We start from the raw sequence: 14,682 nt of genomic DNA, 5'->3' as shown, positions 1-14,682 counted from the left end.
ATAGGTATTAGAGGATCGGGGACTTAGCCCGTAATTAAGTGACTAAACGTAAAAAAAAAAATAATATTGTATAAAAATACATTTTTTTTCATTCGTATTTTATCAGTTTGATTGACAAGGAAATTATATCAACACTACTGATAAACAGAATTTTAGTAAAAAGGTTGGAATTAAAAGGATAATGGGATAAAATAAAAATAGGATTTCTATTTATTCGGGGCCAAATATAACATTCGGCCCCGATAAATAAAAGTTTTAAGAACTATTTTTCAATAATATGAATTATTAATTAACATATAAGTCATTAGTTCACTTACTGTTTAATCAATTTGTATCTATAAGCTGCGTTATCAGTCAGGTCAATTATTTCCAGAACATAAGTTCCTGGAGGCAAGTTAGACAGATTACCAACCACTAAATGATTATTACCACTATTTACTTTACCTGTCATTGACCTTATTGCTCTGCCCGAAATATCAACCATTCGAATACTTATACTATTTGCTAATTGACTTTGGAAATTAATATCGATCCTGTCTGTGAACGGATTTGGATAAGCATTGACAATTCCAATAGTTACCCCTACTCTCACCGCAATTGAATTACTATATATAAATGCTCCATTGATATCAACAGATTTTAATCGATAATAATTTGTTCCTGCTGATGGAGAAGTATGTACAAAAGAATAAGAATTTTTTTCATTCGGTGTTGACACTCCACTTACAGTAGCAATCTTTGTATAACTGATACCATCAGTAGAGTATTCTATTTCAAAATGTTTAAACCCTTGGTCAGTTATAGCAACCCATTTAAGTTGCACTTCTGAGCTTTTGTTTACGCCATCCAGGTTAACAAATTTAACTGGCAAGATGGATGCAATTGTATACATACCTGCATCAACATCTGACTTGAATTTATCTCCCGGAGATAATGTGATAAGTTTTGTTTTACCGGTTGTTGTATTCGGATCACTATCTGCACTTCTATCATTCCCCTCTCCTTCCGGTGAGAATTTATATAATGAAGGCAGCCCAAACTGCACCTGATAATCGGTTCCGCTTAATGCTACAGGAACATTCTCAAATACATAATTACCTGTAGCATCAGTTGTTGTTGTAGAAACAACTGCCCCTGAATTATCCAACAATGATATAGCAACCCCAGCCATGCCTGCCTCTGCCGGTTCCTGTATACCGTTTTTATTTGCATCATTCCATACTTTATCCCCTATTGAACCAAATGGTGTATAGAAACCTGCATCAACTGTTGTCATAGATTGTGATGCAGACAAAAGAATATTATTAACCACTCCATTCACAGGGTCGCTATCCAGACTATTGTCTCCTCCTTGATTTGATGAAGTTGGAGCAAACCCGGCAGGAGTTGTAAAGGTCAGACTATAAGTACCCGACGCCAAATTGCTGAATGTATATCCACCATTTGCATCAGTTGTTGTACTAACTGTTGCATTATTTGGATAAGTCAAGATCACAGTCACACCAGGAATACCCGGCTCTCCTACATCCTGAAGACCATTGCCATTTTGATCATTCCATACTACATCACCTATACTACTACAATTATTGATGGTCAGATGCAAAGTATCCACAGATGCACAACCTGATCCATTAGTATAACTGTAGGTATAATCTCCGCTTGCGGTATAATCCGTTCCATGCCAGTTATAGCTTTCGCAAGCAGTTTGCGTTGTTGCATTGTGTGTACCGTAGTTTACTGTTAAATGTAAAGTATCTACCGATGCACAACCTGATCCATTAGTATAACTGTAGGTATAATCTCCGCTTGCGGTATAATCCGTTCCATGCCAATTATAAGTTTCACAAGCTGTTTCCGTTGTTGCATTGTGTGTACCGTAGTTTACTGTCAAATGTAAAGTATCTACTGATGCACAACCTGATCCATTAGTATAACTGTAGGTATAATCTCCGCTTGCGGTATAATCCGTTCCATGCCAGCTGTATGTTTCACAAGCTGTTTCCGTTGTTGCATTATGTGTACCATAGTTTACAGTTAAATGTAAAGTATCTACTGATGCACATCCTGACCAGTTAGTATAACTGTAAGTGTAATCTCCGCTTGCGGCATAATCCGTTCCATGCCAGTTGTATATTTCACAAGCCGTTTCCGTTGTTGCATTATGTGTACCATAGTTTACAGTTAAATGTAAAGTATCTACTGATGCACAACCTGATCCATTAGTATAACTATAGGTATAATCTCCGCTTGCGGTATAATCAGTTCCATGCCAGTTGTATGTTTCACAAGCTGTTTCCGTTGTTGCATTATGTGTACCATAGTTTACAGTTAAATGTAAAGTATCTACTGATGCACATCCTGACCCGTTAGTATAACTATAGATATAATCTCCGCTTGCGGTATAATCCGCTCCATGCCAGTTGTATGTTTCACAAGCTGTTTCCGTTGTTGCATTATGTGTACCATAGTTTACAGTTAAATGTAAAGTATCTACTGATGCACATCCTGACCCGTTAGTATAACTGTAAGTGTAATCTCCGCTTACGGCATAATCCGTTCCATGCCAATTATAAGTTTCACAAGCTGTTTCCGTTGTTGCATTATGTGTACCGTAGTTTACTGTTAAATGTAAAGTATCTACTGATGCACATCCTGACCAGTTAGTATAACTGTAAGTGTAATCTCCGCTTGCGGTATAATCTGTTCCATGCCAGTTATAGCTTTCGCAAGCTGTCTCTGTTGTTGCATTATGTGTACCGTAGTTTACTGTTAAATGTAAAGTATCTACTGATGCACATCCTGACCCGTTAGTATAACTGTAAGTGTAATCTCCGCTTACGGCATAATCCGTTCCATGCCAGTTATAGCTTTCGCAAGCTGTTTCCGTTGTTGCATTATGTGTACCATAGTTTACAGTTAAATGTAAAGTATCTACTGATGCACATCCTGACCCGTTAGTATAACTGTAAGTGTAATCTCCGCTTACAGCATAATCCGTTCCATGCCAGTTATAGCTTTCGCAAGCAGTTTGCGTTGTTGCATTATGTGTACCGTAGTTTACTGTTAAATGTAAAGTATCTACTGATGCACATCCTGACCCGTTAGTATAACTGTAGGTGTAATCTCCGCTTGTTGTATAATCTGTTCCATGCCAGTTATAGCTTTCGCAAGCAGTTTGTGTTAATGCATTGTGAGTGCCATAATTGATGATCAGGTGTAATGTATCCGTAGATGGACATCCTGTACCACTTAAATAGTTATAAATATATGATCCGCTTGTTGTATAATCAATTCCATGCCAATTATAAGTTTCACAAGCTGTTTGTAATGCAGAAGTATGAATACCAATACATGCAAAGGCTGCATCAACAGTTGTATCTAACTGCCCTGCTGTTAAAACAATACCAGTTACCACACCCCCTATCGGGTCACTGTCTTTCAAATCATTGCCACCAACATTTGCTGTAGAAGCACTAAAACCTGAAGGTGTTGCAAAAGCAAGACTGTAAGTACCAGGTGCTAAATTGCTGAAAGTATATCCGCCATTTGCATCTGTTGTTGTGTTAATTGTACTATTATTTGGATAAGTTAAAGTTACAACTACCCCAGAAAGACCTGGTTCACCGGTATCTTGTATGCCATTGTTATTTTGATCATCCCAAACCAGGTCACCAATTGAACCTGTTCCTTTTAATGCAACCCCTAATGTGAGATTACCATTCGAACCATCTCCATCAGTTGTTGGTTCATTACTTGATACTAACGAAATATAATTACTTCTTACTTCTCCACCTGCAGTTGTTACACCATTATTATCAGTGTTATCATCATTATTTGGAGAAGTACTTGTTGCAGTGGTTGTTCCTCTTGTATATCCTGCAGGTATTACAACACCCACTATGTAATTACCCGGAGTTAAACCAGTAAATGCATACACACCTCCTGCACTGGTAGTTGTTGTAGAAACCGCAGCGCCATCAGGAACATTATCAGCATCAGCATCCCTGTATAAATTAACAGTAGCTCCGCTGATGAAAGGCTCCCCAACATCTTGTACACCATTATTATTTTGATCGTCCCAAACAAATTTACCCAGGTTAAGATTGGTTGATTGAAAGCCAGCATCCGCGGTTGAATCATTTTGACCCGGAGTTAAAACAATACCACTTATTACTCCGGAAACCGGGTCACTATCCTTTGTATCATCTGCCCCTGCATTAGCAGTTGCTGCTATGTAACCCGATGGAGTTGTAAAGCTAAGGTTGTATGTACCTTGTCTTAAATTACTGAATGAGTATACTCCACTTGCATTTGTTGTTGTACTACTTGTTACACCATTACTCTGACGAGTTATTGTTACTGAAACACCAGAAAGTCCCGGTTCACCAACATCCTGAACACCATTACCATTTTGATCATCCCAAACCTTATCTCCTATTGAACCGTAGAGTATAGGATACACTCTGATCACTTTACTCCTGAAGTTTATTCTTCCGCAGGCATCGGTTACTGTAACACGTAATATAAAATCAGTAACTACTGTAACATTTGGTGCAACAAATTTAGTTGACAGCGCCTGAGCATTCAAGAAACTACCGCCATTACTACTGGTCCACAATATAGAATAAGCAGGAGTACCTCTTGCAATATTCACACTAACATTTGCAGTATCTAAAGTTTCTATAGAATCGGGAACAGAGAAATTATAAAATTCAGGTCTTCTTTCAACCCCGGCATTTAATAAGAAATTTCCGTAGATCCTTGCCGCTGCAACGTTTTCTGCTTCAGTACCACCAGCAATAGTATGAGATGCTTCATACAATACCATACCGTTAGAAGCACTACCAAACCCTCTTCCGTATGCAACTAATGCTGCAGGGCCCGGAGCATACGTACCACTTGTGACTTGCGGATGATCATTATCGTATATCGCAATTTTAGTGGTTGATCTCCAACCCGCTGAATAAGGTATATATATTTGTTCAGACCCATTCTGTAGAGCACCATCTAATGTACCCATGAATTGCATAAATGGATCAGAGGCAATTTGTGGATTGAAGAAGCCTTGAGATGTACTATATGAATACGGTGGAGTTCCATCTGTATGATCCGTCCATGGAACCAACCCTGCATTACTTAAAAAATTCAGATCGGGATTAGTATCGCCATTCAGATCCACCAATGATTCCAATGCACTGGCCGAGTGACAGGCTGCCCATAAATAACCACCACTTGCTACGAAATTTTTAAGCGTTTGACCATAACCGCTAGCTAATGTCCAGCTTTGCGGATCAGCATGAGGCATTGCATATATATCATCACAATTAATCAGATCAGCCGGTGTTCCTAAACGGTATGATGAATCAGGAATACCAGCATTTAAATAGAATGCATCCCTGATCTTAGTTCCGTTCTGCAAGTCCAATACTGCATTAGGAAACGAAGTGATATAATTATAAACTGGAGCAGTAAATGCAGGCTGATTAAAGTTTACCGTCAATCCAGGATATGCTGTAACCCAGGAATTTATGAAAGTTTGAACAAACGGAACATATTCCGAAGGAATGATAAATGCACCTCCTTTGTATGAAGTAGCTCCTACAGTAAAATCAACCTGATCTACTTTACTGCTTGCAGTAACAAAACTTTTATTTGGATTTACTGCCCAATAAACTGGCACTTTATATGCACGAACTAAATTATACACTAATCCATATGGACGTAAGCCGTTATTATATGTTTGTGGGGTGATACCCATATTGATGATACAGGCTCCAGCTTTAAAATTCTTATACCCAGCAACAGTAACTGAGGCGGTATTATTTGAAGTGGTTGCGTCCAGCTCTGATGAACTTAGAATAGAAGCAGTTGTAACAATCGTTTTTGCCTCTTGGAAACTAACTGTCAACGTCAGTGTGGTACTTTCTCCATTTACCAAATTAATCCCTGTCCAGTTTCCTGTAGCATTTGAATATGTTCCTTTTGATGCAACTGCTGAAACATAATTTAATCCAACGGCTAATTGGGTGGATACAGATGTGTTGGCAACAGCATTTGGGCCATTATTGGTTATAGTGATTGTATAATTGAAAGCCTGCCCTTCAGCAGGTGCTGCATTACTTGACGTAATCGCTAATTGTAAATCTGCGCCATTAATCTGGAATGATGTTGTAGTCGTATCGTTTGAAAGTGTATTTCCACTTTGTGTGACTGTTAAATTAGCAGTATTTGATACACGAAATGTAGCTGTATTACTTTTTACCGTAGCATTAATAGTAAGTACTGCTGTGTTACTTCCACTTACAGAAGAAAGCGTAGAAGTACCCGAACTCCACACTCCTGTAGTAGCATTATAACTACCAAGTGTAGCCGAAGAAGAAACATAATTCAATTGTGATGGCAATACATCTGTTACTAAAAATGGAGCTGCGGTATAAGGTCCGTTATTGGTCACTGTAACTGTATACACCACTGGGTCTCCTTCCGATAAAAAAGGATTACTAACAGTACTGCTGATTGAAAGGTCTGTATTACCTATAACAGTAAAAGCACTTGACGAATTATTTGAAGTGTAAGAATCAGGCTGAGTTGCCGTCGTAATACTTGCAGTATTGGTTATGATCGTTCCTAATGTACCTGCATTTACTGTAGCATTGATGGTCAAGGTTCTCGTCTCTCCAATTGCCAGGTCAAGATTAGTTCCGCCCCAAATTTGTGTAGCAGAATTATAAGAACTTTCGGTTGCTGAAGAAGAGACATAGGTCAACCCTGCTGGAAGTATATCCTGAATTTGAACATCATTTGAAGCCAACGGCCCATTGTTGGTAACGGTAACGGTATAGGTTACAGTATTTCCGGGCATCGCCGATGACTTATTCACTTGTGTTGTCAGTGAAAGATCCGCTCCATTAACAGTTAAGTTTGCTGTTGCTGAATTATTGGCACTCGAAGCATCTGTTTGTGTTACAGCATTTAAAGAAGCTGTGTTACTGATCGTTTGCATTGAAGTACCACTGTTAACAGTAACATTCAACGTAAGTGTTTTAACAGCATTTTTATTAATAGATCCTAGAGTCCATAAACCGGTATTAACATCATATGTTCCCTGTGTAGCAGAGGAAGAAACAAACGTTACCCCCGACGGTAAAATATCTTGTATAACCACGTTGCTGGCATTAGCAGGACCAGCATTGGTTATTGTTATGGTATATGCTATGGCCTGATTTTCATCCGGCGTGGCATCACTCACAGTTTTTGCAACACCAATATCAACAGTTTGCGAAACTGCGAACATCGAAGGCAATAATAACATGAATGAAAAGATAATAACAAGCCTTATTTCATGGTAAAATAAAGGCCTTTTCACGGCTGTGCAGATAGAGGTTTGTTTCATTTCAAAGGTTTGAATTAGGTACTAATTCGGCTTTTCGGAACTTTTCAGCCCATGTAAGATATTGGTTTTCAAGTATCTGTATTTCATGCATTACTCATAAGTGTCATACATAAAACAACTAATATCAAATTCGTCGATACCAGACGAAATGATGTATCAAATACAGAAAGAACACCCTAAACTAAATTGACCGGGGATATTCTCGTGTAATTAACTACACTAACACAAGTAAAATACGAATGAGAAATAGTGTTAATGCTAAGTAATATAACGGTAATTAATAATCTTTATTGTATGACAATTTCTTTTGCCAACTTAAGAGCGAAGTTTAATTGCTCTTCTATAGTGAGTGAGGTGTTATCTAATTCAATAGCATCTGCCGCTTTCCGCAGCGGACTTATCTCCCGGTTTGAGTCAATGTAGTCTCTCATTTCCAGGTTTTTTTTCACTTCTTCAAAAGTTATATTAGGATTTTTTTCTATCATTTCTTTGAACCGTCTTTCTACCCTGGTAGTAATATCGGCTGTCATAAATATTTTTAGTTCAGCATTTGGGAAAACTGTCGTTCCTATATCCCTACCATCCATGACAATACCCTTTTTCTCTCCCATTTTCTGCTGTTGTGCCACGGCAAACTCTCTAACTTCTTTGATTGTTGCCACTTCACTAACCTTTTCTGCTACCACCAAGTCTCTGATCAGGTATTCTACATTCTCTTCATTAAGCAAAATTTCCGACTGCTGGGATTTTTCGTTGTATTCAAAATCTATTGTAATATTTTTTAAAGCCGCTGTAACGGCCTGTTTATCCGCCCAATTAATATGATTTCTAAGAAAAAACAATGTGATCGCTCTGTACATAGCACCACTGTCTATGTACACATAGCCTAATTTCTTTGCCAACTGTTTAGCAACAGTACTTTTGCCACAAGACGACCAACCGTCAATTGTTATTATGATCTTTTTATTCATTAATACAAAAGTCATTTAAATATTTTAGTATTCAAAACAAAACGCCATCCTAAATTTAGGATGGCGTTTTTATTTTTAGAGATTTCGACCTTATGCTTCTGAAGATTTAGCTTCTTTCTTTTTCTCTCCGCTGTTTTTTAAAGTAAATATTATTTTTTCCTTTTCTTTATCCAGGTCAGCTATTAAAGTATCTCCTTCCTTTACTTGCATATTCAATATTTCTTCTGCCAAAGGATCTTCCAGATATTTTTGGATGGCTCTATGTAAAGGTCTTGCACCGAATTGAGAGTCGTATCCTTTATCTGCAATGAATTCTTTTGCTTCCAAAGTTAATTCCATTGAAAAACCAAGATTAACCAAACGCTTCATAACTCCTTTCATCAGGATATCAATAATATCGAAGATATTTTCTTTGGTCAATGAATTGAATATGATCACATCATCTATTCTATTTAAGAACTCAGGACTGAATGTACGTTTCAATGCTTTTTCAATTACCGCTTTATTATTTTCATCTGCATTCTGAATTCTTGAAGCTGTGGCAAACCCCACTCCTTCACCGAAATCTTTCAATTGACGTACCCCAATGTTAGATGTCATGATGATCAACGTATTTTTAAAATCGATCTTTCTACCTAATCCATCGGTTAACTGTCCGTCATCTAATACCTGCAACAGAATATTGTAAATATCCGGATGTGCCTTTTCTATTTCATCCAACAAAATAACACTGTATGGTTTACGTCTAACCCTTTCAGTTAGTTGCCCACCTTCTTCATATCCAACATATCCCGGAGGGGCCCCTATCAAACGACTTACTGTGAATTTTTCCATGTATTCACTCATGTCGATACGTATCAACGAATCTTCATTATCAAACATTTGTCTGGATAATGCTCTTGCTAACTCTGTTTTACCCACACCTGTAGGACCTAAGAATATAAATGTACCCACCGGTTTTTTAGGATCTTTTAAGCCAACCCTGTTTCGCTGAATGGCTTTCACTACTTTAGAAATCGCATCTTCCTGACCAATTACAGCACCTTTCAGGTCATCACCCATTCTGCGCAACTTGTCTGTTTCAGCCTGTACCATTCTTTTTACAGGTATGCCGGTCATCATACTGATCACTTCAGCAATATCTTCTTCTTCAATTGGGTAACGTTTATGCTTACTTTCTTCTTCCCAATCAGCTTTTGCCTTTTCGAGTTCTTCCTGCAAACGCTTTTCACTATCTCTCAAAGAAGCCGCTTCCTCAAAACGTTGGCTTTTAACTACTTTATTCTTTTCCAACTTAATGTCCTCTATCTTTTTTTCTAATTCGATCACATCTTCGGGCACATTAATATTCTTGATATGCTTTCTTGCTCCCACTTCATCCATCACATCGATCGCTTTATCAGGTAACAATCTATCCGTCATGTAGCGTTCGCTCAATTTCACACAAGCATCAATCGCCTGTTCGCTGTATGTTACATTATGATAATCTTCGTATTTACTTTTGATATTAGCCAATATTTGTATTGTTTCTTCTACCGAAGGTTGATCAACAATTACTTTTTGGAAACGTCTATCCAAGGCTCCATCTTTTTCAATATGCATACGATATTCATCCAAAGTAGAGGCACCGATGCATTGTAATTCTCCACGGGCCAATGCAGGTTTAAATATATTACTTGCATCTAATGAGCCACTGGCACCACCGGCACCAACAATTGTATGTATCTCATCAATGAACAAAATAACATCCCTGTTCTTTTCCAGTTCATTCATGATCGCTTTCATTCTTTCTTCGAATTGTCCACGGTATTTTGTTCCGGCCACCAGCGCAGCCAAATCCAATGAAACAACTCTCTTATCAAATAATACTCTTGATACTTTTCTTTGTACGATACGCAGTGCTAAGCCTTCCACAATGGCTGTTTTACCCACACCAGGTTCACCAATCAGGATCGGGTTATTCTTTTTACGGCGAGACAGAATCTGAGAAACTCTCTCGATTTCATTTTCTCTACCTACGATCGGATCCAACGCATTGTTCTCCGCCAGCCTGGTGATATCTCTGCCGAAATTATCCAGCACCGGAGTTTTTGTTTTAGGTTGATTAGGCGCTCCTCCTTTTTGTGCTCTTTGTTGCTGACCATATTGTTTCCTTTCTTCATCAAAATCATCTTCATTTTCTTCAGAAAACTCTGCAGCCGGAGGATTGCTTGTTACAAAGCCCAGTTCGTTTTTAAAAATATCATAGTCCACGTCAAATTGATTTAATATTTGTGTAGCAATATTTTCTTTGTTCTTTAAAATAGAAAGCATCAGATGTTCGCTTTCAACCATAGCGCTTTTATGTGCTTTGGCTTCCAGTACTGTAATCCGTATTACTTTTTCTGCCTGCTTGGTAAGCGGCAACGAATTGATGTTCGCAATATTTTTTCCGGTCTTATCCTTTACGGCTACTTCAATTTCTTTTCGTAGTTCATAAAGATCTACATTTAATGATTTCAATATCTTAATGGCAGTATTCTCACCATCTCGTATCAAACCCAATACTAAATGCTCTGTGCCGATAAAATCATTACCTAATCTTAACGCTTCTTCCCTGCTGTAGGAAATGATTTCTTTTACTTGTGCTGAAAAATTGTTGTCCATTCTATATTGAATTTAGGTTATACAATAATAACGATTATTTCGAAGATAAAGTTTGCTGCTTTATCGAAATGTTAATATGTTAAAAAGTTGAAGTTTGCGTCTATCGCTTTGGGGGAAAAGGTCGATTTAAGAGTGCTAAATCTTTAATTTCGGCAGATTCCTTTTAAAACATTTCCATTTTTTTCTTTACTTTACAAATATCAATCAATCGAACATACTAAATGAATGTCAAAATAGATACCAAAGAAAGATTTACTGTTATTACGCCGCTCGAAACGAATATCTCTGCTAATATGACAGAAGAACTTAGCAATTTGTTGCTTCCTTATCTCCAAAAAGACATACCTCATGTTGTATTGAATATGAATGAAGTAGAAGTGCTGGATGAAGCAGCAGGTGAAAAGATTGCCACTATTCAACAACAATTTTATGAAAACAATTGCTCATTGGTGATCTGCCAATTACAGCCAAATGTGGAAACGACCCTGGATGACCAGCAATTACTGGAGGTAATGAATGTTACTCCAACTGAAAGCGAGGCCTGGGATATTTTACAAATGGAGGAAATAGAAAGAGAATTATTTAAAGACGAATAAATAAACACTAGATGATTTTTAGTTGATAGCTTTGCAGTACTATAACTAATCAATAACAACTGCTGTAATCTTAACCCCAATAAATTAATACATTACATTGTTAGCACTTACCATACTTGGCAATAATTCAGCAGTTCCGGCTTTTGACAGACACCCTACTGCCCAGGTGTTACACACTCAAGATGAAGGGTATCTGATCGATTGCGGCGAAGGCACTCAAATTCAAATGTCTAAATACAAGATCCGCCGCAACAAAATAAGCCACATTTTCATATCGCATTTGCATGGCGATCATTATTTTGGCTTGATTGGTTTGTTAAGTAGTATGAATCTTGCCGGGCGTACGCAAGATCTTCATTTGTATGCCCCGGCGGCATTAGAAGAGATCATTCACCTACAATTAAAAGTAGCTAATGTAAATTTCGCTTTCCCATTTTATTTCCACCCTATTTTGCAGGAGGGTGAGATAATGAATACAAACAAAATATCTGTCAGTTGCTTCCCCGTTCAACATAGAATTGAATGCTGGGGATTTTTATTTAAGGAAAAAAGAAACCCAAGAAAAATTGATGCCGACAGAGTACAATCATACGAGATACCTAACAGCTATTATGACAAACTTCAGCAAGGGCATGATTATGTTACAAAGCAAGGAACGATCATTCCTAACAATGAAGTAACGATTGCGGCTCCGGCAGCAAAAAGTTATGCGTATTGTGCCGATACAAAATTTGATGAAACACTAATTGACAAAATAAAAGGGGTAGATCTTTTATACCATGAGTCTACCTACTTACAGGCACATGAGGATAAAGCAAATATGTACTTTCACAGTACTACCAGGCAAGCTGCTACTATAGCAAAAAAGGCTAAAGTATCTAAATTACTGATTGGGCATTTTTCTTCTAAATATGAAAAGCTGGATGAGTTTTTACTTGAAGCCAAGGCTGTTTTTGATGATACCGAACTGGCATTGGAGGGGATCAGCTATAAATTATAATCACTATTCTTCGGGCTTCAATATAATATTAAAGCCATCAGCCATTATCCATTTATAAAATTCGGCAAACCATTTCCGCCATGCTTTTTCATTGTGCTTGCCTTCTCTATCAATTACAGAATAGATCATAGCTGAGGACCTTGTTGCCAGATCGTCTTTAATATCATTCATTAGTTTCAGATCATCTCCTCCTTCCTGTTCTCCCATATAAAAAAATAATTTCCCTGAAACCTTGCTGCCAACTGAATCTGTTAAATTATTTATCGATGGAGTTGCCACCCAAAATGCAGGAGAAAAAATCCCTGCTTTACCATAAACATCAGGATGTTGTAACATGGCATAATAAGCGATTAGGGCCCCTAAACTGCTTCCGGCTATAATTGTATTTTCCCTGGTGGGCAAAGTCCTGTAATGCTTATCAATAAAAGGTTTTAACGTTTGTGTCAAAAAATCAACATATAGATCCCCTTCACCTTTCCCAAATCGTTCTGTTGTGTAAGGCGTATACTCGTTGATACGTTTGGGACCATTATCAATTGCTACCACAATACAAGGCAGCTGCCCTTTACGTATCAATGTATCCAGGCATTCATCTACTCCCCACTCTCCATATCCTGAGGTGTAGTCATCAAAAACATTTTGCCCATCCTGCATATACATTACCGGATAACGTTTATGCCCCAATGAATAATTTTCCGGCAAATAAATAGTTATTCTTCTTGTAGTATTTAACTGAGGAATATAAAAGGCTGTATCAATGATTGATACATTCACTGAAGCAGTATGCAACTTGCCTCCCGATTTCCAGCCTGCTACATAATGAATGGTAAATTTTGCTGTGTCAGTTTTCAACCGTCGGTTATCTATATCAGCTCCCATTTTATCTGATTCCACATCATCCCAGCTTCCTTTAGTAAATTTAAATTCCAGAGTGGTTCCTTTATCAAAATAACAAATCAGGTGGTTTGTTCCGTCAACATCTTTCTTAAATTTATATTGGTCGTCTTTCGGATTCCATCCGTTACTATTCGAAGCTAAATAATAATCTGCCCCTCCTTTACTGATCGTATCTATCAGAATAAATTCGCAGCTATCTTTTTGAGCAAAACAAAAAAAGCTTGCCCAAATGAGCAAGCTTAGTAATGATATGCGTTTTACAAACATTAATTATTTTTTTAGATAATTCTTGATTTTTTGCTCAAGTCCTTCACTTACGGGTACTACAGGCAAACGAAGATAGTTTTTTATCAATCCCAATTCTGATAAAAATGCTTTTACTCCGGCAGGATTATTTTCTGCAAACAATAAATTATATGCTTCAATCAACGGATTGTTTAATTTTCTTGCAGCAGCAAAATCATTACTCAAACCAGCTCTTACCATGTCAGAAAAAGCTTTAGGAAAACAGTTAGCTGCAACACTGATCACCCCATCAATACCACAAGCTAATTCCGGCAACACCAGATCATCATCTCCGCTTACTACTAAAAAGTCTTCCGGACGATCTCTTAGTATTTGTATACACTGTGCAATATTGTTACTGGCTTCTTTAATACCAATGATATTCTTTTCATGTGCCAAACGGATAGTTGTTTCAGCTTCCATGTTGCGACCTGTTCTACCCGGTACATTATATAAAATGATCGGTTTTGGAGATGCCGCAGCGATCGCTTTATAATGCTGATAGATACCTTCCTGTGATGGCTTGTTATAATAAGGGCTGGCGCTTAATACAGCCACCGCTTTTTCTAATGGAAAAGAGCTTACTGTATCAATGATATCCTGTGTGCAATTACCGCCGATCCCAACAACGATGGGCACTCTGCCATTCACTTTTTCGTGAGTGAAATTAAATATATCTAATTTTTCCTTCTTTGAAAGTGTCGGAGTCTCTCCGGTAGTTCCCAAACTAACCAGATATTCTACACCGTTGGCAATATCAAAGTCTATGACTTTGCCCAACGCATCAAAATCTACTGATAAATCTTCAGCAAAGGGTGTAACCAATGCAACACCTGTTCCTTTTAACTGTTCTCTAAAACTCATTATTATACAATTTTTGCGAAGGTATCATTA

The 14,682-nt window shown here is 37.7% G+C and carries 7 protein-coding genes; 2 read left to right on the top strand and 5 right to left on the bottom strand.

All coding sequences use genetic code 11. From position 1 onward, the window contains the following. Positions 1 to 313 precede the first annotated feature (313 nt). From LK994_RS09530 to LK994_RS09520, 3 genes are all read right to left on the bottom strand, one after another. Positions 314 to 7,393 carry an SdrD B-like domain-containing protein gene (locus LK994_RS09530; RefSeq protein ID WP_229759850.1) on the bottom strand — a complete coding sequence of 2,360 codons (7,080 nt, stop codon included), beginning with the start codon at positions 7,391 to 7,393 and terminating at the stop codon, positions 314 to 316. 287 nt (positions 7,394 to 7,680) lie between these two features. Beyond that, on the bottom strand, positions 7,681 to 8,379 hold the full coding sequence (gene cmk, locus LK994_RS09525) for a (d)CMP kinase (protein ID WP_229759849.1): 699 nt from the start codon (positions 8,377 to 8,379) through the stop codon (positions 7,681 to 7,683). Between the two features lie 75 nt (positions 8,380 to 8,454). Continuing rightward, positions 8,455 to 11,010, bottom strand: a complete 2,556-nt coding sequence (locus tag LK994_RS09520; protein ID WP_229759848.1) for an ATP-dependent Clp protease ATP-binding subunit — start codon at positions 11,008 to 11,010, stop codon at positions 8,455 to 8,457. A gap of 221 nt (positions 11,011 to 11,231) precedes the next feature. On the opposite strand from LK994_RS09520, the gene LK994_RS09515 reads away from it, so the two are divergent. Together LK994_RS09515 and LK994_RS09510 are read left to right on the top strand one after the other, a co-directional pair. Next, positions 11,232 to 11,606 carry an STAS domain-containing protein gene (locus tag LK994_RS09515; protein ID WP_229759847.1) on the top strand — a complete coding sequence of 125 codons (375 nt, stop codon included), beginning with the start codon at positions 11,232 to 11,234 and terminating at the stop codon, positions 11,604 to 11,606. A 97-nt stretch (positions 11,607 to 11,703) separates the two neighbouring features. Then, positions 11,704 to 12,606: a ribonuclease Z gene (locus LK994_RS09510; protein ID WP_229759846.1), complete on the top strand. Its 903-nt coding sequence runs from the start codon at positions 11,704 to 11,706 to the stop codon at positions 12,604 to 12,606. 3 nt (positions 12,607 to 12,609) lie between these two features. Here the strand turns inward: LK994_RS09510 and LK994_RS09505 are convergent, their stop codons facing one another. Further along, complete coding sequence (locus tag LK994_RS09505; RefSeq protein WP_229759845.1) at positions 12,610 to 13,770, bottom strand: alpha/beta hydrolase; 1,161 nt, start codon at positions 13,768 to 13,770, stop codon at positions 12,610 to 12,612. Positions 13,771 to 13,773: 3 nt separating this feature from the next. Then, positions 13,774 to 14,652, bottom strand: a complete 879-nt coding sequence (dapA, locus tag LK994_RS09500) for a 4-hydroxy-tetrahydrodipicolinate synthase (protein ID WP_229759844.1) — start codon at positions 14,650 to 14,652, stop codon at positions 13,774 to 13,776. Positions 14,653 to 14,682 lie beyond the last annotated feature (30 nt).

Origin of the sequence: Ferruginibacter lapsinanis (assembly GCF_020783315.1) — a bacterium.
Taxonomy (GTDB): Bacteria; Bacteroidota; Bacteroidia; order Chitinophagales; family Chitinophagaceae; genus Ferruginibacter; species Ferruginibacter lapsinanis.
This window is presented reverse-complemented; position numbering and strand designations above follow the sequence as displayed.

Coding starts and splice junctions, on each gene's coding strand:
- LK994_RS09515 (WP_229759847.1), top strand. CDS start 11,232: ATGAATGTCAAAATAGATACCAAAGAAAGATTTACTGTTATTACGCCG.
- LK994_RS09530 (WP_229759850.1), bottom strand. CDS start 7,393: ATGAAACAAACCTCTATCTGCACAGCCGTGAAAAGGCCTTTATTTTAC.
- LK994_RS09520 (WP_229759848.1), bottom strand. CDS start 11,010: ATGGACAACAATTTTTCAGCACAAGTAAAAGAAATCATTTCCTACAGC.
- LK994_RS09505 (WP_229759845.1), bottom strand. CDS start 13,770: ATGTTTGTAAAACGCATATCATTACTAAGCTTGCTCATTTGGGCAAGC.
- cmk (WP_229759849.1), bottom strand. CDS start 8,379: ATGACTTTTGTATTAATGAATAAAAAGATCATAATAACAATTGACGGT.
- dapA (WP_229759844.1), bottom strand. CDS start 14,652: ATGAGTTTTAGAGAACAGTTAAAAGGAACAGGTGTTGCATTGGTTACA.